Genomic DNA, 20,368 nt, shown 5'->3' on the forward strand with positions numbered 1-20,368 from the left:
AGGGAAGTATAGCGGCAAAAGCGGCGATTCCGCATGCCGCATCGTTTGATGGATGGGGTAACTCTCCTCCCCGCCGTCATCCTCGGGCTTGACCCGAGGATCCACATCGCACAGCAGGCCGAACACGCAAGGCCTCAGCCCTTCCACAGCCCTTCCCGCGTCAGGTCGTCCATCGTCAGCTCGATGCCGCGGCGCAGGATCGAGGCCATGTCGTCGATCTGGTCGAGCGAGATGGTCAGCGGCGGCGACATCACGCACATGTGGATGAGCGGGCGCACGAGCAGGCCGAGGTCCTGGCAATGCCTATCGATGCGCTTGCCGACCTCGAGGTCGAGCGTGAGCGGGTTCTTCGAGACGCGGTCGGCGACGCATTCGACGCAGGCCATCAGCCCGAGGCCGCGCACCTCGCCGACCAGCGGCAACTCCTCCAGCGCCTTGAGGCTTTGCTGGAAATGATCCGACACGGCGCGCGCATGGGCAAGCAGCCCGCCTTCGAGGATGTCGAGGTTCTTCAGCGCAACCGCACAGCCCACCGGATGGCTGGAATAGGTGAGGCCGTGCGCGAACATCGCCTCGGAGTGGTTCGAGCGGCGCAGCTCCTCGAAGAGCCGGCCGGCGATCATCACCCCGCCGAGCGGGAAATAGCCGGATGTGACCCCCTTGGCGAAGGTGATCATGTCCGGCTCGATGCCGAAGACCTCCTTCGAGGCGAAGACATGGCCGAGCCGGCCGAAGGCCGTCACCACCTCGTCGGCGATGAAGAGGATATCGTTTCGCCGGCAGAGGTCCTGCATGCGCCTGAGGTAGCCGGGCGGCGGCACGATGACGCCGCCGGAGGCCATGACGGGCTCGGCGATGAAGGCGCCGATGCGATCGGCCCCCTTCTCCTCGATGACCTGGCGGAACTCCTCGACCAGGAAGTCGCAGAAGGCCTCGACACTCATGCCGTCCGGCCGGCGGAACGGATCCGGGCAGGAGAGCTTGACGACGAGATCGGACGCACTGTCCATCCAGTCGTGGTCGCGCGGCCGGCCGTTGAGCGAGGCCGAAAGATAGGTCGAGCCGTGATAGCCGCCCTGCCGCGAGACGATGAGCTTCTTTTCCGGCCGCCCCTTCACATTGTTGGCGAACTGCATGAAGCGCAGCGCCGTCTCGACGGCCGAGGACCCGCCCGTCGTGTAGAAGACATGGTCGACACCCTCCGGCGCATGCTCGGCGAGCCGTGCCGAGAGGATCGCCGAGGGCGCGTTCGTCGTGTACCATGGCGAATTGTAGGAAAGCTCCATGGCCTGCGAGGCCATGACCTCGGCCAGCTCCCGGTTGCGGTGGCCGGCATTGACGCACCACATGCCGGCAGGCCCGTCGATCAGCCGGCGGCCGCTCGCATCCGTCACATAGATGCCCTCGCCCGCATCGAGCCGCCCGCGTGCCTCCGCGCCGATGGAGCCGGAAACGGGCCAGGGCTGCACCAGATGACGCTCGGCAAGCAGGGTCAGGTCGTCGGCCGCCTCGTCGGCGGGCCCGTTTGCCGTCTTCGGAATTGCCGCCATGCTTCCCTCCATCGAATTTCACGAGAAATATTCTCGACCAACAGCATGAAAAATTTCATTTTTCCAATTCATACTGAATGTTCGTTCAATCAATATCGCAGAATCGGGGCTTGATTTCAACGGGCATTTGAGCGCATGTTGGCGTCGGGAACACTTGAAGCCGAAAAGGCGCGCCGCATGGAAACGGGACATCTCACGCTCTATGAAAGTTGTTGCGGCCGGAGACCCGTCCGTTGACGGCGGCGGCGCTCGGCGCGGCGGCCGACACGCTCCCACCGGCGCGGCAAGGCCGGTGGGTCCGCAGCGAAGAGGCCCGCGGCCTCGCCATGATCTCGCCGACCTTCCTCTACGCGCTTGCGCTGCTCCTCCTCCCGGTCCTCACCGTCCTCGCCTACAGCTTCTGGACCCAGGACTATCTCGACATCGACCGCACCTTCACGCTGGAAAACTACCGGCAGGCCCTCACCGAGCCGATCTACCGCGACCTCTTCGTCCGCTCGCTCTGGATATCGCTCGTCGTCAGCGTCGCCACCGTCGTCTTCTCCTATCCCATCGCCTGGTTCATCTCGTTCCACGGGGGCGTGCACCGCAACCTCTGGCTCTTCCTCGTCACCGTGCCCTGCTGGACGAGCTACCTGCTCCGCGTCATGTCGTGGAAGGTCATCCTCGGCTATGGCGGCGTGCTGAACACCGGCCTCATCTCGCTCGGCCTCATCGACAAGCCGGTGACCTCGCTCCTCTACAATTCCAACGCCGTCGTCATCACGCTGGTGCATAGCTGGGCGGCCTTCGCCATCCTGCCGATCTACGTCTCGCTGCAGAAGATCGACCGCACGCTGATCGAGGCGGCGCGCGACCTCGGCGACAGCCGCATGCGCGCCTTCTTCCGCGTCACGCTGCCGCTCTCGCTGCCCGGCGTCGTCTCGGCCTTCCTCATCGTGATGATCCCGACGGTCGGTGACTACGTCACGCCCCGCCTCGTCGGCGGCAAGGACGGCGTGATGATCGCGACCGCCATCCAGACGCAGTTCGGCAAGGGCGCCAACTGGCCGCTGGGCGCGGCCCTTTCCGTCACGACCATGGTGCTCGTCTCGCTGGCCGCCGCCGTCGTCGTCTTCGCCCTCAAGTTCGCGGTGCGGAGGATCAGATGAACGCCCTCACGCAGCGCCTGCGCCTCATCCCGCTCCTGCCGGCCTATGTCGCGGTCTATTTCCTCTTCCTCTACCTGCCGATCCTGCTGCTGCCGGTCTTCTCCTTCAACAACGCGGCGACGACCACCTTCCCGCTCGCCGGCTTCACGACGAAGTGGTACGCCTCGCTCATCGGCAACACCGTCATGCTGGAGGCCGCGCGCAACAGCCTCGTCGTCGGCGTCACGGTATCGCTGCTCTCCACGCTCCTCGGCATCTGCGCGGCGCGCGCCATCACGCGCTACCGCTTCCGCGGCCAGAAGGCGGCCGCCGGCCTCATCATGGCCCCGCTCTTCCTGCCGGAGATCATCGTCGCCGTCTCGCTCCTGATGATCGTGCTGGCGATGGGCCTCGAGCTCTCGCTTCTCACCGTCATCCTCGGGCAGACGGTGTTCTGCGTGCCCTATGCCATGTCGGTGCTGGTTTCCGGCTTCGAGGGCTTCGACCGGAGCCTGGAGGAAGCCTCCTACGACCTCGGCGAGACCGCCTTGGGCACCTTCCGGCGCGTGACGCTGCCGGTCGTCGCCCCGGCCATCGTCTCCAGCCTCCTCGTCTCCTTCACCATTTCGCTCGACGAGTTCATCCTCGCCTTCTTCCTCTCCGGCACAGAGCCGACGCTGCCGGTCTATATCTGGGGGCAGTTGCGCTTTGCCGCCAAGCTGCCGGGCGTGCTGGCGCTCGGCACCATCATGCTCGCCGCCTCCATCCTCATGCTCACCTTCGCCGAAATCCTGCGCCGCCGGGCCGAACGCCGCACGCAGATGGCGCTCATGCTGCCCTAGGAGCCGACATGCCCGAACGCCCGATGATCGAGATTGAGAACGTGTCGAAGTTCTACGGCATCTACAAGGCGCTGGACGACGTGTCGCTCTCCATCGCCGAGGGCGAGTTCTTCTCGCTGCTCGGCCCCTCCGGCTGCGGCAAGACCACGCTTTTGCGCTCCATCGCCGGCTTCGAGACGCCGACGCACGGCGAGATCTATATCGACGGCGCGCCCTCCCTCGCCCTGCCGCCGAACCGGCGCCCGACCAACATGGTCTTCCAGAGCTACGCCATCTTCCCGCATCTCGACGTCGCGGAAAACGTCGCCTACGGCCTCAAGCGCCTGAAGCTGACGCCCGCGGAAGAGAAGAAGCGTGTCGGCGACGCGCTCGACCAGGTGCGCCTTTCCGGCCTCGGCCAGCGCAAGGCGCACGAGCTTTCCGGCGGCCAGCGCCAGCGCGTGGCGCTCGCCCGCGCCCTCGTCATGCGCCCCAAGGTGCTGCTGCTCGACGAACCGCTTTCGGCGCTCGACAAGAAGCTGCGCGAGGAGATGCAGGTGGAGCTGCGCACGCTGCAGAAGGCCGTCGGCATCACCTTCATCCTCGTCACGCACGACCAGTACGAGGCGCTGGCGCTCTCCGACCGCATCGCGGTGATGTTCGGCGGGCGCATCGCGCAGGTCGCCACCCCGAAGGAAATCTACCAGCACCCGCGCACCCGCAAGGTCGCCGACTTCCTCGGCGGCATGAACTTCCTCAAGGCCCGCGTGCTCGGCGAACAGGCCGGCGCCGTCTCGGTCGACGCTGCCCGCTTCGGCGCGGTGAGCCTTGCCAAGCCGCACGGCTTTTCCGCCAGCGACGGCCATGTCACGGTCGGCATCCGCCCGGAGCGGCTGCGGCTCCTGTGGGACGACGACCGCGCCCCGCACGAGCTTGCCGGCCGCATCGAGAACCGCGCCTATTTCGGCGAGGTCACGCATCTTACGGTCGGCATCGACGGGCTGGAAGAACCGCTCTCCATGGTCGAGACGAACAACTACGGCGCCGACGACCTGCCGATCGGCGCGGAGATCCGGCTGGCATTCGACCCGGATGCCTTCGTGCTGCTGGCGGAGGATCCGCCGGTGTCGCGGGTGTAAAGACCCTCTCTGCCCTGCCGGGCATCTCCCCCACAAGGGGGGAGAAAGACCAGTAGCCTGCTTTTCTTTCAAATTTTCCGCTGAGAGTGCCGCAACGTAAGTCCCTCCCCCTTGTGGGGAGGGATTTAGGGAGGGGTCTTTTCGCCCCCCTCAATACCCCGACTTGATCTTCTCGAACTCGGCGATCATCTTCTGCCTCAGTTCCGTCGGCATCGGCGACTGGAAGAGCGTGTTGGCGACGAAGGCGTCGACGTCGGCATAACCCTTGTCCTTGAGGATCTTCGGGTCGACCGCCGCCATGCCCTTGGCGTTGGAATGGCCGTAGCCCCAGTTCTCGACCATGTAGGCGGCGACCGCGGGATCGGTGACGGCGTTGAGGTAGTCATAGGCAAGGCCCTCGCTGCCCTCCCCGCCCTTCAGCCGCACGTAGCCGCAGACCCAGGTGGAAAGCCCCTCCCTGGTATCCTTCTTGATGGCGACCGGCTGGCCTTCTGCCTGAAGGGTCGTCGCCGTCTCGTTCCAGGCCCAGGCGAGGTCGACCTCGCCGCTCGCCATCGCCTGGCTGAGATCGGTGTTGTCGGTCCAGTAGAGCCGCACGTTCTTGTGCACCTGGCGCAGGAAATCGGAGGCCTCCTTGAACTGCGCGTCCGTCAGCGTCGTCCAGTCCTTGACGCCGATGGCAAGGCTCGCCAGCGCATAGGCGTCGTCGACATTGTCGCCGATCGACACGCGGTCCTTGAACTTCGGATCGGCGAAGGCCTTCAGCGAGGCGATCTCCTCGGGCTTGACCGTGTCCGTGCGGTAGGTCAGCACCGTGTTGCCCCACTCGAAGGGAATGAACCAGGCGGTGCCGTCCGCCGAGGTCATCAGGTTCTTCATCTCCTTGAAGTTCGGCAAGACGTCGTTCCAGTTGGCGAGCTTGGCCGTGTCGAGCGGTTCCAGAAGACCCGCCTCCCGCCACTTCACGACGCTCTGCGAACAGGGATGGGCGACGTCCGCCTTGAAGCCGGAGCGCAGCTTCTGGAAGGCCTCCTCCTCGTCGCCGAAGAAGGAGAAGTCCGGCGAGCCGCCGTGCTTTTCCGTATAGGCGGGGTGGAAGGCGGGGTCCTCGTAGCCCGACCAGTCGAACACCGTCAGCGTATCGGCGGCGAAGGCGGGAAGCGCGGTTCCGAGGGCAAGGGCGGCGGCGAAAACCGCCGTGATGGTATGTCTGGCCGTGTCTGCGTTCTTCATGCCATTCTCCTTCCCCGTTTCGGGTTCCCTATTGTGATCGTGGTCCCTGCAATGTGAGATGCTTCGGGAAGACCGTGGCGACATGGGCGATCGCCGCCTCCAGCGCCTTTTCCCGCGTCGTGCCGTCGCCCATCATCAGGCGCAGCCACAGGCCTTCCAGCATGGCGCAGAGCGAAAGCGCCGTCGGCTCCGGCTCGAAGGCATAGCCGCCCTCCGCCTTGAGCGCCGCGCAGAGCGAGATCACGGTCTCCTGGTACTTGACGTCCCGCGCGCCGCAGAGCGCCTGGTAGGTCGGCCGCGACTTCGCCTCGCCCCAGAAGGCGCACCAGGCGGCAAGCTTGCGCTTGGTGCAGATCTTGCGGTCGAAATCGGCATGGACGAGCGCCCACAGGCGGCCTGCCGCCTCCGGCCCAGCCTTCTCCAGCGCCGCGTTCCAGTGGTCCGCATATTCCTCGGCCATGAACTGCAGCGTGGCGATGAGCAGGTTTTCCTTGCTCTCGAAATGGAAGTTGACGATGCCGCGGGAGAGCCCGGCCCCGTCCGCGACATCGGCGAGGGTGGTGTCGGAATAGCCGCGCTTGGCGAGGGAATCGATGGTCGCCTCGATGAGCTGCTGCCGCCGCGTTTCCTTGGAGGCCTTGCGCCCCCGCTTCTCGCCGTCGCCCGAGCCCTGTTCCGCCGTGCCTGCCCGCATCTTCACCGTCACCTTGCCCCTGGGGTTCTTCAAAAGCACGGTCATGGGCGCATTCCCTCAGCCGGCTTGCTGGCGCGCAGATGAGCCGGACAATGCTCTCCACTGTCAAGGACCTTCTGCATGGCGGTCCAGGTGCGAATGTTCTTCTCGACATAGGCCGCGCCGACGGCCGCCACGGCCTCGGCCCGAAGCGGCCCCTCGAGGCGCTCCAGCTCGCCCCGCGCCACATCGCGGTACCAGGCGTTGCGGCTTTCCACGCGCCCGCCGGCAAAGCCCGCCGCGGCCATGGCCGCAAGATAGCGGGCGGGCGAGGCCATGCCGAAGCTGAGGCCCTCTGCGGCGACATAGTCCTTCATGTCCGCGCTCGGCTCGCCGTCATGGCCGATCAGCCAGTCGGAGGCGGCAAGGACGCCGCCCGGCTTCAGCACGCGGTAGAACTCGGCGAAAAGCGCCTCCTTGTCCGGCACATGGATCATCGCATCCTTGGAGAAGATAACGTCGAACTCGCCGTCGTCGAACGGCAGGCGCCCCGGCGGGCTCGAAACGAAGCGGGCGACGGAGGAAAGCCCCGCGGCCGCGGCGGCCGCCCTCGCCCTGTCGATCACCGGCTGCTCCACGTCGTAGCCGACGATCTCGGCCGGTGCATGGGCGCGGGCGATATGCAGCGTGATGCCGCCGGCCCCGCAGCCGAAATCGAGGACGTGCCGGCCGGCAAGATCGACGCCGGAAAGCACCCGGTCGACCTCCTGCGGCCCGCCCGGCGAAAGATAGCCCTCGCCCCAGAGCACGCCGAGGAAGCGGATCGCCGCCTCGTCGTATTCCGGCTCCGCAGCCGCCCTGTCCCCGCCCGATGCCGCCATGGCCTTCCCGCGTTCACGACGCGCCCGGCCGGCGCGTTTTCATCGGCCGAAATTCTAGCGCATAATCAGGCGATTGCAAGATACTTGCTGAATGATCATTCAGAATATCTGGACAACATTTTGCTTTTGATGCAGCTTTTAGAAACAAGGGAGACATCAAAATGCAGAAGTACGATGCCCTGATTGTCGGCGGCGGCCATAACGGGCTGGTCACGGCCTGCTATCTCCAGCGCGCCGGCCTCAACGTCCTCGTCGTGGAAAAGAACGGCTGGGTCGGCGGCGCGGCGACGAGCCGCGAGCTGACGCCCGGCTTCCTCTATTCCAACTGCTCCTATGTCTGCTCCCTCTTCCGCCCGGAGATCATGCGCGATCTCGAACTGCCAAGGCACGGCCTCCAGGTCATCTCCTACGAGGGCGGCGCGGTGTTCACCCGCGACGGCGATTATCTCGCCTCCTACCGCGACCATGACAGCCATCGCCGCGAATTCGCCCGCTATTCGAAGCGCGACGCGGAGGCCTACGAGCGCTATGCCCGCGACGTGACGCGCCAGTGCCGCTTCATCCAGCCGCTTCTGATGCGCACCGCGCCGGACCCGTTCGGCTTCCGCCCGCGCGACATTTCCGAACTCCTGTACCTCGCGAAGAAATTCGGCGAATTCAGCCCGCACGAGATGGCCGAGACGCTGCGCTTCTGGACCATGTCGATTTCCGATTTCCTCGACGAGTATTTCGAGACGGACGTCATCAAGGCCTATCTGGCGCTCTCGGGCATCATCGGCACCGCGCTCGGCCCCATGTCGCCCGGCACGGCCTATGTGCTCCTCCATCACTATATGGGCGAGGTAGACGGCTCGGTCGGCGCCTGGGGCTATGCGCGCGGCGGCATGGGCGCGGTGACGCAGGCCCTTTCCCGCTCGTTCCTTGCCTCCGGCGGCACGATCCGCACCGATGCGGAAGTCGCGAAGGTCCTGACGCGCGGCGGGCGTGCCACCGGCGTCGTGCTGGCGAACGGCGACGAGCTGCGCGCCGGCCTCGTCGTCTCCAATGCCGACGTCAAGCGCACCTTCCTGAAGCTCGTCGACGAGGATGCGCTTCCCGGCGACTTCGTCCATCGCGTGAAGCATTTCAAGATGCGCGGCTCCTCCGGCAAGGTGAACATCGCGCTCGACAGCCTGCCGGAATTTCCGGCCCTCGGCGAAAACTCCACCTGCATGCGCGGCGACATGCATTTCACCGACAGCGTCGAGCGCATGGAGCGGGCCTATGACGACTGGAAGGCGGGGCGCTGGTCGCAAGACCCGTTCCTCGACATGATGATCCCGACCCTGCTCGATCCGACCATGACCTCGCCGGGCAAGCACTTCATGAGCTGCTTCGTGCAATATTGCCCGCCGAAGGTAGAGGGCCGCGACTGGACGGATGCCGACCGAGACGCCTTCGCCGAGACCGTCATCGGCCAGATATCCGACTATTCCCCCGGCTTCCGCGACCGTATCGTCCATATGGAGGTGCGAACGCCGCGCGAGATCGAGGCGGAGGTGGGCCTGACGGAAGGCAACATCTTCCAGGGCGAGCTCACCTTCGACCAGCTTCTCTTCAACCGGCCGGTGCCCGGCTATGCCCAGTATCGCAGCCCCATCCACGGGCTCTACATGTGCGGCTCCTCCACGCATCCCGGCGGCGGGGTGATGGGCGCGCCCGGCCGCAACGCCGCCGCCGAGATCCTGCGCGACCTCAAGCGTTCCTCCGGAGAGATGAGCAAGGCCCATGACGTCGTTTGATGCCATCGTGATCGGCGCCGGCCACAACGGCCTTGCCGCCGCAACCCGCCTTGCCAAGGGCGGCCGCAAGGTGCTGGTGCTGGAAGCCGCGAACGCGCCGGGCGGGGCGGCGCGCGGCCGGGAGTTTGCCCCCGGCTTCCGCTCGGCCGGCCTTGCCCATATCGTCAACCGGCTGGATGCCGACGTCGCCCGCGACATCGGCCTCGATCTTGCCGGCGAAACGCTGCTGCCGACGACGGTGCTCGACGGCTCCGGCAAGGCCGTGACGCTCCGCGGCGCCTATGGCGAAAGCATCGACGGCGTCTCCGCCGACGAGGCCGCCGCCTTCGCCGCGCTGCGCAAGAAGCTCATCTTCCAGGCCGGTATCCTGAAACGCTTCCTGCGCCGCCCGCCGCCGCAGATCGGCGCCATCTCGCTCGGCGACCTCTCCACCCTCGCCGGCGCCGGGCTCGGGCTCCTTCGCAAGGGCCGTGGCGAGGGCCGCGATTTCCTGCGCATGCTGCTGATGAACGTCGCCGACGTCGCCGACGAATACCTGGCGGACGACCGCCTCAAGGGGCTGCTTGCCTTCGACGCCACGCTCGGCATCCATCTCGGTCCCCGCTCGCCGACCTCGCTGCTCGGTCTCTACTACCGCCTCACCGGCGAGGCGGCAGGCAAGTCGGGCGGACAGGTCGTGCCGGCCGGCGGCATGGCCGCCATCGCCCCGGCCTTCGTGCGCGCGGCGGAGAAGGCAGGCGTCACCATCCGCTGCAGCGCGCCCGTCGGCCGCATCCTCGCCGACCGCGGCAGGGCGAGCGGCGTCGTCATGCGCGACGGCACCGAGATTACGGCCCCCGTCGTCGTCTCGGCCATCCATCCGCAGACGACCTTCCTTCACCTCGTCGACCCGGCCGAAAGCGGCACCGGCTTCGTGCGCTCGGTGAAGAACGTGCGCAGCCACGGCAATGTCGCCAAACTCGACCTTGCGCTGGACCGCGTTCCCGATTTCTCAGGCCTTTCCCCGGAAGCGCGGAACGGCCGCATCGTGCTGGCGCGCTCGATGGAACAGGTGGAGACGGCCTTCAACCCGGCGAAATACGGCGAATTCTCCACCGATCCGGTGATGGAGATCACCCTGCCGAGCCTTGCCGACCCGTCGCTCGCCCCATCCGGCGGCTGCACGCTCTCGGCCCTCGTGCAATATGCCCCCTATCGCCTCAAGACGGGCTGGGAGGCGGGCAAGCCGGCCTTCCTGAAGATCGTGCTGGAGACGCTGGAGCGCCATGCGCCCGGCATCGGCCGGACCGTCGTCGCGGCAGACCTGATGACGCCGGTGGACATCGAGGCGGAATACAACCTGCCCGGCGGCCATTGGCATCACGGCGAATTGCAGGCCGACCAGTTGCTCGTCAACCGGCCGACGGGCGCCGCCTCCGGCTATGCGACGCCCATCGAGGGGCTCTACCTCGCCAGCGCCGGGGCGCATCCGGGCGGCGGCATTTCCGGCCTGCCCGGCTGGAACGCCGCCCGCCACATCCTTTCGGGAGGCAAGCCATGAATGCCCTGACGACATCCGCCGCGGGCCTTCGCCGCGCCGCCCGCGACCATATCCGCACCCCGCGCCTCGAAACGCCGTTCCACGAGCGCCTCGCGACCCTCAGCGAGGTCAACGACTGGTATAGCTGGGCCGGCTACAAGGCGCCGCATTCGCTCTTCGACGGCGAGCTCGAATATTTCGCCATCCGCTCCACCGCCGCCCTCTTCGACATCTCGCCCATGGTGAAATACCGCATCACCGGCCCGGATGCGGAACGCTACCTCAACCGCCTGACGCTGCGCGACGTGCGCAAGCTCGCCGTCGGCCGCGTGCAGTACACGGCCTGGTGCGACGACCACGGCCATGTGCTCGACGACGGCACGCTGTTCCGCCTCGGCGAAGCGGATTTCCGCCTCTGCTGCCAGGAGCGGCACCTGCCCTGGCTCCTCGACAGCGCTTTCGGCTTTTCCGTCGATATCCGCGAAGAGACGGAAGAAATCGCCGGCCTCGCTTTGCAGGGCCCGACCAGCTACGCCGTGCTGCGCGATGCCGGCTTTGCCGGCGTGGAGGCGCTGAAACCCTTCGCCGTCGCCAGCTTCCCGCACGAGGGCGGAGAGGTCACCATCTCGCGCACCGGCTTTACCGGCGACCTCGGCTACGAGCTCTTCGTGCCGCGCGCCAAGGCCCTGTCGCTGTGGGATCGCCTGTGGAGCGCGGGCGAACTGCACGCCATCCGCGCCATCGGCTACGGCGCGCTGAACCAGGCGCGCATCGAGGCGGGCTTCATCGTCGCCAACACGGATTTCGTCACCGCCGAGGGAGCGCTGCGCGCCGACCGGGAGCGCATGCCGGACGAGATCGGCCTCGACTGGCTGGTCGATCCGGACAAGCCCAACTTCAACGGCCGCAAGGCCATCCTCGACGCGCGGCGGAATCAAACTCTCAAGCACATCCTCGTCGGCCTTGAAATCGAAGGGAATATTCCCGCCGAGCACGCCATCGTCTATCATCGGAAAAAGCACGAGGCGGGCATCGTCACCGCCGGCATCTGGTCGCCGACGGCCAAGCGCAACATCGCCATCGCCAGCCTCGAACGGCCCTACGGGTCGAAGTTCACCGAGGACCTGTGGGTGGAGATCTACGCCATGCGGGAATTGCAGTACCAGAAGCTGATGAAGCGCGCGAAGATCGTGCCGCGCCCCTTCGTCAAGCTCGCCCGCCGCACGGCAACGCCGCCGGGCCTGAAATAGAAATGGACGAGGAGACCCGCCGCAACTGGCAGATCGTCACGACGCCGCCCGGCGCCGAATGGTCCGGGCGCGCCCGCTATGCGGCGGCCATGTATTTCTGCCAGCGCGGCGAGATGTCGCCGGAGGTGCTGGAAATCTACCGCATCTGTTCGCGGCTCGATGCGGAAGACCCCGTCTCGGTGCTCCGGCGCTGGAAGCTCGGCGCGGACTGGATAAAGAAGCTCGAAACGTGGCGTTCAGGCTGAGGGCTGGCGCGGCGCATAGCTGCCGAAAAGCCGGCTGAGCGCCTCCTTGCCCTCCCCGGCGATATCGAACCGCCGGCCGAACAGCAGCCATTCCGAGCAAAGCCCCTTGATGACCCAGCGCAATTGTGCGGCCGCCGCGCGCGGCGTCCATGAGGCGCAGAGCTTGCCCTGCCGCTGGGCCTTGGCGAAGGCCGCCTCCAGCGCCTGCATGTGCTCGTCGTCGATGTCGTTCTGCCGCTCGGAGATCGCGGCGAATTCGCCGCCGGTGTCGCAGCGCAGGAGGATCGAGAGGATGCGCTGGCGGTGCTCGTCGGCGGCCAGCACGTCGAGCCATTCGCGGCCCACCCGCTCCAGCACGCCGAGCACGTCGGCATTGTCCGCCTCCAGCTCGCGGGCGATCAGCTCTTCCTGCGGCAGCGGCAGGGAACTGTAGAGTTCCAGCACGAGGTCCGCCCGGTTGGCGAAATGCCAGTAGATCGCGCCGCGGGTGACCCCCGCGGCGCGCGCCACATCCTCCATGGAGGCATGGGCGACGCCCTTTTCATAGAAGACCCGCTCGGCCGCCAGCAGGATCTGCTGGCGGGTTTCCTTGGCCGCGGCCTTGGTCCGGCGCATGGCAGCCTACTCCGCGGGACCTGCCGCCGGAGCCGGCTCCTCCTTCTTTTTGCCGTAGCCGAACAGCTTCATCACGAAGACGAAGAAGACCGGCACGAAGAAGATGGCGAGCACCGTCGCGGTGATCATGCCGCCCATGACGCCGGTGCCGATGGCGCGCTGGCTGCCCGAGCTTGCGCCCGTGGCGATGGCGAGCGGCAGCACGCCGAGCGTGAAGGCGAGCGAGGTCATCAGGATCGGGCGGAAGCGCAGGTGGCAGGCCTCGATGGTCGCCTCGACCAGCGAGCGCCCATCCGCCATCAGCTCCTTGGCGAACTCGATGATCAGGATCGCGTTCTTCGCCGAAAGGCCGATGATCGCGATGAGGCCCACCTTGAAGTAGACGTCGTTCGACATGTCGCGCAGCGTGACGGCGATGACCGCGCCGATGACGCCGAGCGGCACGACGAGGATGACCGCGAGCGGGATCGACCAGCTCTCGTAGAGCGCGGCAAGGCAGAGGAACACCAGGAGGCACGAGAGGCCGATGAGGATCGGCGCCTGCGAGCCCGACTGGATTTCCTGCAGCGACTGGCCCGTCCACTCGTAGCCGAAGCCCGGCGGAAGCTGGCCGGCGAGCCGCTCCATTTCCGCGATCGCATCGCCCGAGGAGAAGCCCGGCTTGGTGTCGCCGCTGATGCGGATCGACGGATAGCCGTTGTAGCCCACGGTCTGCGTCGGCGCCTTCACCCATTCCGCCGTCGCGAAGGAGGAGATCGGCACCATGCCGCCCTTGGAATTGCGGACGTTGAGGTTGAGGAGGTCGGCGACCTGCATGCGCTCGTTCTGGTCCGCCTGCACCGTCACGCGCTGCATGCGCCCGGCATTCGGGAAGTCGTTGACGTAGGTGGAGCCGAGATTGGTCGAGATCGTCGTGTTGATGTCCGCGAAGGTCACGCCGAAGGTGTTGGCCTTTTCGCGGTCGATGACGATGTTGACCTGGGCCGCATCCGGCATGCCGTCGAAGCGCACGCCCTGAACGACGTTGCTCTGGGCGGCAAGGCCGAGAAGCTGGTCGCGCGCGGCGGCAAGCGCCTCGGCGCCGAGGCCGGCGCGGTCCTGCAGGCGGAAGGAGAAGCCCCCCGTCGTGCCGAGGCCCTGGATCGGCGGCGGCGACAGCGCGAAGCTGATCGCATCCTTGATCTGGCTCATCGCCATGGTCGCGCGGCCGGCAATCGACTGGGCCGAATTGTCCGGCCCGCGTTCGGACCAGTCCTTCAGCGTCACGAAGGCAAGGCCGGCATTCTGGCCCGCGCCGAAGAACGAGAAGCCGTTGATGCCGACGATGGTGTCGACCGCGGGCTCCTGGCCGAAGATCTTCTCGGTCTTGGCCAGCACGTCGTCCGTGCGGTGGCCGGTCGCTTCCGAGGGAAGCTGCATCATGACGATGACGAAGCCCTGGTCCTCGTCCGGCAGGAACGAGGACGGCAGCTTCACGAACATGTAGCCGAGGCCCGCCAGGATCGCGAGATAGATGACCATGAAGCGGCCGGTGCGGCGCACGAGCCAGCCGATGCCGCCGCTATAGCTCTTCGAGGTCCGGGCAAAGCCGCGGTTGAACCAGCCGAAGAAGCCGCGCTTCTCGTGATGGTGGCCCTTGGGAACCTGCTTGAGGAAGCTGCCGGCGAGCGCCGGGGTCAGCGACAGGGCGAGGAAGGCCGAGAAGAGGATCGAGACCACCATGGTCAGCGAGAACTGCTGGTAGATGACGCCGACCGCGCCCGGGAAGAAGCCCATCGGGATGAACACCGAGGCGAGCACCAGCGTGATGCCGATGACGGCGCCGGTGATCTGCTTCATCGCCTTGCGGGTCGCCTCCTTCGGCGGCAGGCCCTCTTCCGACATGATGCGCTCGACGTTCTCCACGACGATGATCGCATCGTCGACGAGGATGCCGATGGCGAGCACCATGGCGAACATGGTGAGCACGTTGATCGAGAAGCCCATGGCGAGCATGACGGCGCAGGTGCCGAGCAGCGCGACGGGAACGACGAGCGTCGGGATGATCGTGTAGCGGATGTTCTGCAGGAACAGGAACATCACGAGGAACACGAGGCCGACGGCTTCGAGCAGCGTGTGCACGACCTTCTCGATCGACACCTTCACGAACGGCGAGGTGTCGTAGGGGATCGAGTATTCGAGGCCCGGCGGGAAGAACTGCGCCAGTTCGTCCATGCGCGCCTTGATCGCCGCGGAGGTCTCCATGGCGTTGCCGGTCGGCGAGAGCTGCACGCCGATGGCGGCGGAAGGCTGGCCGTTGAGGCGCGTGGAGAACGAATAGTTCTCGCCGCCCACCTCGACGCGCGCGACGTCGCGCAGGCGCACGGCAGAGCCGTCCGCATTGGCGCGCAGCACGATGGCGCCGAACTCCTCCGGCGTCGTGAGCTGGCCCTTGATGTTGACGGGCGCGGCGATCTGCTGGGTGATCGGGTTCGGCTGGGCGCCGATGGAGCCGGCGGCGATCTGCGCGTTCTGCGCCTGCACGGCGGCGGTGACGTCCGCGGCGGTGAGGTTCAGGCCGAGCATCTTGGCCGGATCGAGCCAGATGCGCATGGAGCGCTGCGTGGCGAAGAGCTGCGCGCGGCCGACGCCGGGCACGCGCTGGATTTCCGACAGAACGTTGCGGTTCAGGTAGTCGCCGAGGCTGATGGCGTCCATCGAGCCGTCGGTGGAGGTGAGCGCGACGATCAAAAGGAAGCCGGAGCCGGCCTCCTCGACCTGCACGCCCTGGCGGCGCACGGAATCGGGCAGGCGCGGCTCGACGCGGCTGACGCGGTTCTGCACGTCGACGGAAGCCTGGGACGGGTCGGTGCCCGGCGCGAAGGTGATGTTGATCTCGGCGGAGCCGGCGGCGCTCGAGGAGGACTCGAAATAGAGCAGGCCCTCGACGCCGTTCAGCTCATCCTCGATGAGCTTGGTGACGCTCTGGTAGGTGTCCTGCGAGGACGCGCCGGAATAGGTCGTGCGCACCGAAATCTGCGGCGGAGCGACGTCCGGATACTGCGCGACCGGCAGGAGCGGGATGGCGATGGCGCCGGCGATCATGATGAAGATCGCGACGACCCAGGCGAAGATCGGCCTGTCGATGAAGAAACTGGGCATCGTCGGATCCTTACTTGGCCTGCTCGGTCTTGGCGGCATCGCCGTCTTCGGCCTTGCCGGCTTCGCCAGCCTTCGCGTCGTCGGCCTTCGCACCGTCGGCCTTCGCGCCCTCGGCCTGCGCCTTCTGGGCCTCGGCCGCCGCATTGGGGTCCCATTCGGACGGAACGACTTCCGCGCCGGGCTGCACCTTCTGGAAGCCTTCGACGATGATCTTCTCGCCGCCCTTCAGGCCGTCCGTGATGACCCAGCGCGTGCCGGAGGCACGGCCGACGCGCACGTTGCGGATGCCGGCCTTGTTGTCGGCGGAAACGACGTAGACGAGCGCGCCGCCCGAGGAGTCGCGCTGCACGGCCTGCTGCGGCACGAGCACGGCGCCCTTCTCGATGCCCTGCTCGATCAGCACGCGCACATACATGCCCGGCAAGAGGTCGCCGTCCGGGTTCGGGAATTCGCCGCGCAGCGTCACCTGGCCGGTCGTCTCGTCGACGGCGGCTTCGGAGAACAGGAGCTTGCCCGGATGCGGATATTCCGTGCCGTCGTCGAGCATCAGCTTGACGTCGGCGGAATTGTTGTCGGCCATCAGTGCGCCGTCCTGCAGGGCCTTGCGCAGGCGGATGAGATCCGTCGCCGACTGGGTGAAGTCGGCATAGACCGGATCGAGCTGCTGGATCGTGGCGAGGTTTTCCGTGCCGCCCGCCGAGACCAGCGCGCCTTCCGTGATGAGCGCGCGGCCGATGCGGCCGCTGATCGGCGCCTTCACGTCGGCATACTGGAGATTGAGCCTGGCAGTTTCGAGGCCGGCCTGGGCGATGGCCACGTCGGCATCGGCCTGGGCGAGCTTGGCGATGGCGTCGTCATAGGCCTGGGCGGAGGCGACGTTCGACTTCTTGAGCTGCTCCTGGCGTTCGGAATCCACCCGCGCCTGCGTCTGCACGGCCTTGGCCCGGCGCAGCGTCGCCTCGGCGCTGTCGACCTGCACCTGGAACGGGGCGGGATCGATGCGGTAGAGCACGTCGCCTTCCTTGACCTGCGAGCCCTGCTCGAAGACGCGCTCGACGACGATGCCGGAAACGCGCGGTCGCACTTCCGCAACGCGCGTGGCGGCGATGCGGCCCGGCAGGTCGTTGGTGATCGGCACGTCCTCGGCCTTCACGGTGATGACGGCCACCTGCGGCGGCGGAAAGGCAAAGCCGCCGCCCTGCTGCTGCTCGTCGTTGCAGCCGGCAAGAATGAGCAGGGCGCCAAGGGTCGCAATCGAAATCGGTCTCATGAAACGCATGGGATCTTCCATAGGCGATGCCGGCCAAACACCGGCTGGGTGCTGAAAACGAGTCGATGCGGTGACCGGAAGATCACCGCATCGCAACATACCGACAAGGCTGTATGTTAAAGTTTGCCATTTGACAATCGCCGATTACGGCCGGCACGCCGCAATCCGCCCCGATCACGAAATTGTGATGAGGGTCCTCAACGTATAGCGCGGCCGTTCTCGTCGAAACGATGCGTCTGGCCCTGGGCCGGCGTTGCGAAGATCGTCTCGCCGGGCTCGTAGTGATGCTCGCCGAAGAGGCGGGCCGTGATGGTGCCGACCTTGTCCGATTCCAGGTAGACGATCGTGTCGGCGCCGAGATGCTCGACATGCACCACCTTGCCCTGCCATTCGCCGGCCTCGCGCGAGAGCGAAAGATGCTCCGGGCGCACGCCGACGGTGCGCGCATCCGCAACGCCGAGGCGGGCCGCGTCGATGAAGTTCATGCCCGGCGAGCCGATGAAGCCGGCGACGAAGAGGTTTGCCGGGCGGTTGTAGAGCTCCATCGGCGAGCCGACCTGCTGAACGACGCCGGCATCGAGCACCACGATCTTGTCCGCCAGCGTCATCGCCTCGACCTGGTCGTGCGTGACGTAGATCATGGTGGCCTTCAGCTCCCGGTGCAGCCGGGCGATCTCCAGGCGCGTGTTGACGCGCAGCGCCGCGTCGAGGTTGGAGAGCGGCTCGTCGAAGAGGAAGAGCTTGGGCTCGCGCACGATGGCGCGGCCGATGGCGACGCGCTGGCGCTGGCCGCCGGAAAGCTCGGCCGGGCGGCGGGCGAGATACTTTTCGAGCGACAGCATGGCCGAGGCCCTGTCGATCCGCTTGTCGATCTCGGCCTTCGGCGTGCCGGCCTGCTTGAGGCCGAGGCCCATATTGTCCTTCACCGACAGGTGCGGATAGAGCGCGTAGGACTGGAACACCATGGCGATGCCGCGCTTGGCGGGCGGTACGCTGACGACTTCCGCGCCGTCGATGGTGATCGAGCCGGAGGTGGCGTCGTCGAGCCCGGCGATGATGCGCAGCAGCGTGGACTTGCCGCAGCCGGACGGGCCGACGAAGATGACGAACTCGCCGTCCTTCACGTCGAGGTCGATGCCCTTGAGCACGTCGACGGAGCCGAAGGACTTGCGTACGGATTTCAGTTGAAGAGAGCCCATCGATATCCCCTTAGAGCTTGACCGGCTGGCCGGTTCTGACACTTTCGTCGGCCGCCAGGCAGATCCTCAGCGACTGCACCGCGTCGTCCATGTGGCGCGAGAGATCGACATCCTCGCGGATCGCCTTCAGCACGAAGGCCTGCTCGCGGTCGCACAGTTCCTGGTGGCCGGGTTCGCCCGCCATCCTCAGGTCCTCGTCCGGCGACAGGAATTTCCCGTCCGGTCCGGTCGCCGCATTGTGCAGGCGGATCACCGCCGTCTTGGTGTGGGTGTCGATGTCGTCCGACTTGGCGTTCGGGTCCATGACGATGGAGACCGAGCCGTTCGGCGACATGACGTCCTTCACGAAGAAGGCCGTTTCCGAGATCATCGGCCCCCAGGCCGCCTCGTACCAGCCGAGCGAGCCGTCGTCGAAGAGCACCTGGAGATGGCCGTAGTTGTACATGTCCGGCCGGATCTCGTCGGAGAGGCGAAGGCCCATGCCGCGCACCTCGACGGGCTTCGCATCGGTGATCTGGCACATCACGTCGACATAGTGCACGCCGCAGTCGACGATGGGAGGCGTCGTCTGGAGCAGCGCCTTGTGCGTCGCCCAGGTCGGTCCGCTCGACTGCTGGTTCAGGTTCATGCGGAAGACGTAGGGACCGCCGAGCTTGCGGGCCTCCGCGATGAGCCGCATCCAGGAAGGATGGTGGCGCAGGATATAGCCGACGATCAGCTTGCGGCCGTTGGCCCGCGCACAGGCGACGACGCGCTCGGCATCGGCCACCGTGGTCGCCAGCGGCTTTTCCACGAAGACATGGGCGCCCGCCTCCATCGCCGCGATGGCATATTCGGCATGGCTGTCCGAATAGGTGTTGATCGAGCAGAGCTCCGGCTTCAGCTCCTTGAGCGCCTCGTGAAAGGACGGCAGGATCTCGTAGCCTTCGAGCCCTTCCGGCACCGGCACCTTCGAGCGGTTGACGAGGCCGATAATCTCAAAACCCGGGTTTTCGTGATAGGCGAGCGCGTGGCTCCTGCCCATGTTGCCGAGACCGGCCGAAAGAACGCGAACGGGGGTCATGGCAGAACTCACTTTACAGCTCCCGAGGTGATGCCGCGGATCAGTTGCCGCGAGAAGACGAGGTAGAGGACGAGGACCGGGAAGATCGCCAGCGACAGCGCCGCGAGCACCGCGTTCCAGTTGGTGACGAACTGGCCGATGAAGATCTGCGAGCCCAGCGTCACCGTCTTGGTCGCCTCGCTCGGGGCGAGGATCAGCGGGAACCACAGGTCGTTCCAGATCGGGATCATCGTGAAGACCGCGACCGTCGCCATGGCCGGCCGGACGAGCGGCAGCACGAGGCGGAAGAAGATCGAATATTCCGAAAGCCCGTCGATGCGCCCGGCATTCTTGAGGTCGTCGGAGACGGTCCGCATGAATTCCGAGAGGATGAAGACGGCGAGCGGAATGCCCTGCGCGGTGTAGACGAGGATCAGCGCCGTCAGCGTGTTGACGAGCCCCGTCGCCACCATGCCCTGGAGGATCGCGACGGTGCCGAGGCGGATCGGGATCATGATGCCGATGGCGAGATAGAGACCCATCAGCGTGTTGCCGCGGAAGCGGTATTCGGAGAGCGCGAAGGCGGCCATGGCGCCGAAGAGCAGCACGAGCGCGATGGAGACCACCGTGACGATAAAGCTGTTCTGGAAGTAGTTGACGAAATCCCCCTGCCCCAGAACCGTGGTGTAGCCGACGAGGTCGAAGGTCTCGGGCGTCGGAAGCTGCATCGGGTTGCGGAAGATCGCGTTGCGCGCCTTCATCGAGTTGATGATCGTCAGGAACACCGGGAAGACCGAGATGATCGCATAGCCGATCAGCGCGAGGTGGACGAGCGACGTGCGGGTGAGCGAATTGCGTGCCTTGGACATGTCAGCCCCC

Annotated in this window: 17 protein-coding genes; 7 read left to right on the forward strand and 10 right to left on the reverse strand. The window is 66.5% G+C overall.

Annotation, left to right across the window (positions count from 1 at the left end; all coding sequences use genetic code 11):
• Nucleotides 1–134: 134 nt before the first annotated feature.
• A complete protein-coding gene (locus ACZ5TO_RS09930) occupies nt 135–1,550 on the reverse strand; it encodes an aminotransferase (protein ID WP_464797953.1) in 1,416 nt (471 codons plus the stop codon).
• A 233-nt stretch (nt 1,551–1,783) separates the two neighbouring features.
• Here ACZ5TO_RS09930 and ACZ5TO_RS09935 point away from each other — a divergent pair, with 233 nt between their 5' ends.
• Genes ACZ5TO_RS09935 through ACZ5TO_RS09945 form a run of 3 tightly spaced genes read left to right on the forward strand, consistent with a single transcriptional unit; the run spans nt 1,784 to nt 4,640 of the window.
• Entirely contained in the window at nt 1,784–2,701 is a 918-nt protein-coding gene (locus ACZ5TO_RS09935; RefSeq protein WP_464797954.1) for an ABC transporter permease, read from the forward strand.
• A complete protein-coding gene (locus tag ACZ5TO_RS09940) occupies nt 2,698–3,522 on the forward strand; it encodes an ABC transporter permease (protein ID WP_464797955.1) in 825 nt (274 codons plus the stop codon). Before ACZ5TO_RS09935 ends, ACZ5TO_RS09940 begins: the two co-directional genes overlap by 4 nt.
• 23 nt (nt 3,523–3,545) lie before the next feature.
• Complete coding sequence (locus ACZ5TO_RS09945; protein ID WP_464800373.1) at nt 3,546–4,640, forward strand: ABC transporter ATP-binding protein; 1,095 nt, start codon at nt 3,546–3,548, stop codon at nt 4,638–4,640.
• A gap of 150 nt (nt 4,641–4,790) precedes the next feature.
• Here ACZ5TO_RS09945 and ACZ5TO_RS09950 read toward each other — a convergent pair whose 3' ends face one another.
• The 3 genes from ACZ5TO_RS09950 to ACZ5TO_RS09960 are packed head-to-tail and all read right to left on the reverse strand — an operon-like array spanning nt 4,791 to nt 7,427.
• Nucleotides 4,791–5,873 (reverse strand): ABC transporter substrate-binding protein, encoded by a 1,083-nt coding sequence (locus ACZ5TO_RS09950; RefSeq protein WP_464797956.1) that lies wholly within the window; start codon nt 5,871–5,873, stop codon nt 4,791–4,793.
• A gap of 28 nt (nt 5,874–5,901) precedes the next feature.
• Nucleotides 5,902–6,567: a TetR family transcriptional regulator C-terminal domain-containing protein gene (locus ACZ5TO_RS09955; RefSeq protein ID WP_184140451.1), complete on the reverse strand. Its 666-nt coding sequence runs from the start codon at nt 6,565–6,567 to the stop codon at nt 5,902–5,904.
• Nucleotides 6,568–6,608: 41 nt separating this feature from the next.
• Entirely contained in the window at nt 6,609–7,427 is an 819-nt protein-coding gene (locus tag ACZ5TO_RS09960; RefSeq protein WP_464797957.1) for a class I SAM-dependent methyltransferase, read from the reverse strand.
• A gap of 161 nt (nt 7,428–7,588) precedes the next feature.
• Here ACZ5TO_RS09960 and ACZ5TO_RS09965 point away from each other — a divergent pair, with 161 nt between their 5' ends.
• The 4 genes from ACZ5TO_RS09965 to ACZ5TO_RS09980 are packed head-to-tail and all read left to right on the forward strand — an operon-like array spanning nt 7,589 to nt 12,222.
• Nucleotides 7,589–9,208: a phytoene desaturase family protein gene (locus ACZ5TO_RS09965; protein ID WP_464797958.1), complete on the forward strand. Its 1,620-nt coding sequence runs from the start codon at nt 7,589–7,591 to the stop codon at nt 9,206–9,208.
• Nucleotides 9,195–10,748, forward strand: coding sequence for a phytoene desaturase family protein (locus ACZ5TO_RS09970; protein ID WP_464797959.1), 1,554 nt, complete (start codon nt 9,195–9,197; stop codon nt 10,746–10,748). Before ACZ5TO_RS09965 ends, ACZ5TO_RS09970 begins: the two co-directional genes overlap by 14 nt.
• Entirely contained in the window at nt 10,745–11,977 is a 1,233-nt protein-coding gene (locus ACZ5TO_RS09975; protein ID WP_464797960.1) for an aminomethyltransferase family protein, read from the forward strand. Before ACZ5TO_RS09970 ends, ACZ5TO_RS09975 begins: the two co-directional genes overlap by 4 nt.
• A gap of 2 nt (nt 11,978–11,979) precedes the next feature.
• Complete coding sequence (locus tag ACZ5TO_RS09980; protein WP_464797961.1) at nt 11,980–12,222, forward strand: hypothetical protein; 243 nt, start codon at nt 11,980–11,982, stop codon at nt 12,220–12,222.
• Here the strand turns inward: ACZ5TO_RS09980 and ACZ5TO_RS09985 are convergent.
• From ACZ5TO_RS09985 to ACZ5TO_RS10010, 6 genes are all read right to left on the reverse strand, one after another.
• Nucleotides 12,214–12,837: a TetR family transcriptional regulator gene (locus ACZ5TO_RS09985; RefSeq protein WP_464797962.1), complete on the reverse strand. Its 624-nt coding sequence runs from the start codon at nt 12,835–12,837 to the stop codon at nt 12,214–12,216. The genes ACZ5TO_RS09980 and ACZ5TO_RS09985 overlap by 9 nt on opposite strands.
• A gap of 6 nt (nt 12,838–12,843) precedes the next feature.
• Nucleotides 12,844–15,978: an efflux RND transporter permease subunit gene (locus ACZ5TO_RS09990; RefSeq protein ID WP_184140116.1), complete on the reverse strand. Its 3,135-nt coding sequence runs from the start codon at nt 15,976–15,978 to the stop codon at nt 12,844–12,846.
• 10 nt (nt 15,979–15,988) lie between these two features.
• A complete protein-coding gene (locus tag ACZ5TO_RS09995) occupies nt 15,989–17,269 on the reverse strand; it encodes an efflux RND transporter periplasmic adaptor subunit (protein WP_464797963.1) in 1,281 nt (426 codons plus the stop codon).
• Between the two features lie 176 nt (nt 17,270–17,445).
• On the reverse strand, nt 17,446–18,447 hold the full coding sequence (locus tag ACZ5TO_RS10000; protein ID WP_464797964.1) for an ABC transporter ATP-binding protein: 1,002 nt from the start codon (nt 18,445–18,447) through the stop codon (nt 17,446–17,448).
• A 10-nt stretch (nt 18,448–18,457) separates the two neighbouring features.
• Nucleotides 18,458–19,510, reverse strand: coding sequence for a Gfo/Idh/MocA family protein (locus ACZ5TO_RS10005; protein ID WP_464797965.1), 1,053 nt, complete (start codon nt 19,508–19,510; stop codon nt 18,458–18,460).
• An 8-nt stretch (nt 19,511–19,518) separates the two neighbouring features.
• A complete protein-coding gene (locus ACZ5TO_RS10010; protein WP_184140124.1) occupies nt 19,519–20,358 on the reverse strand; it encodes a carbohydrate ABC transporter permease in 840 nt (279 codons plus the stop codon).
• Between the last annotated feature and the right edge of the window lie 10 nt (nt 20,359–20,368).

The organism is Shinella sp. Sh6, from assembly GCF_055392685.1.

Coding starts and splice junctions, on each gene's coding strand:
- ACZ5TO_RS09930 (WP_464797953.1), bottom strand. CDS start 1,550: ATGGCGGCAATTCCGAAGACGGCAAACGGGCCCGCCGACGAGGCGGCC.
- ACZ5TO_RS09940 (WP_464797955.1), top strand. CDS start 2,698: ATGAACGCCCTCACGCAGCGCCTGCGCCTCATCCCGCTCCTGCCGGCC.
- ACZ5TO_RS09945 (WP_464800373.1), top strand. CDS start 3,546: ATGATCGAGATTGAGAACGTGTCGAAGTTCTACGGCATCTACAAGGCG.
- ACZ5TO_RS09950 (WP_464797956.1), bottom strand. CDS start 5,873: ATGAAGAACGCAGACACGGCCAGACATACCATCACGGCGGTTTTCGCC.
- ACZ5TO_RS09955 (WP_184140451.1), bottom strand. CDS start 6,567: ATGCGGGCAGGCACGGCGGAACAGGGCTCGGGCGACGGCGAGAAGCGG.
- ACZ5TO_RS09960 (WP_464797957.1), bottom strand. CDS start 7,427: ATGGCGGCATCGGGCGGGGACAGGGCGGCTGCGGAGCCGGAATACGAC.
- ACZ5TO_RS09965 (WP_464797958.1), top strand. CDS start 7,589: ATGCAGAAGTACGATGCCCTGATTGTCGGCGGCGGCCATAACGGGCTG.
- ACZ5TO_RS09970 (WP_464797959.1), top strand. CDS start 9,195: ATGACGTCGTTTGATGCCATCGTGATCGGCGCCGGCCACAACGGCCTT.
- ACZ5TO_RS09975 (WP_464797960.1), top strand. CDS start 10,745: ATGAATGCCCTGACGACATCCGCCGCGGGCCTTCGCCGCGCCGCCCGC.
- ACZ5TO_RS09980 (WP_464797961.1), top strand. CDS start 11,980: ATGGACGAGGAGACCCGCCGCAACTGGCAGATCGTCACGACGCCGCCC.
- ACZ5TO_RS09985 (WP_464797962.1), bottom strand. CDS start 12,837: ATGCGCCGGACCAAGGCCGCGGCCAAGGAAACCCGCCAGCAGATCCTG.
- ACZ5TO_RS09990 (WP_184140116.1), bottom strand. CDS start 15,978: ATGCCCAGTTTCTTCATCGACAGGCCGATCTTCGCCTGGGTCGTCGCG.
- ACZ5TO_RS09995 (WP_464797963.1), bottom strand. CDS start 17,269: ATGGAAGATCCCATGCGTTTCATGAGACCGATTTCGATTGCGACCCTT.
- ACZ5TO_RS10000 (WP_464797964.1), bottom strand. CDS start 18,447: ATGGGCTCTCTTCAACTGAAATCCGTACGCAAGTCCTTCGGCTCCGTC.
- ACZ5TO_RS10005 (WP_464797965.1), bottom strand. CDS start 19,510: ATGACCCCCGTTCGCGTTCTTTCGGCCGGTCTCGGCAACATGGGCAGG.
- ACZ5TO_RS10010 (WP_184140124.1), bottom strand. CDS start 20,358: ATGTCCAAGGCACGCAATTCGCTCACCCGCACGTCGCTCGTCCACCTC.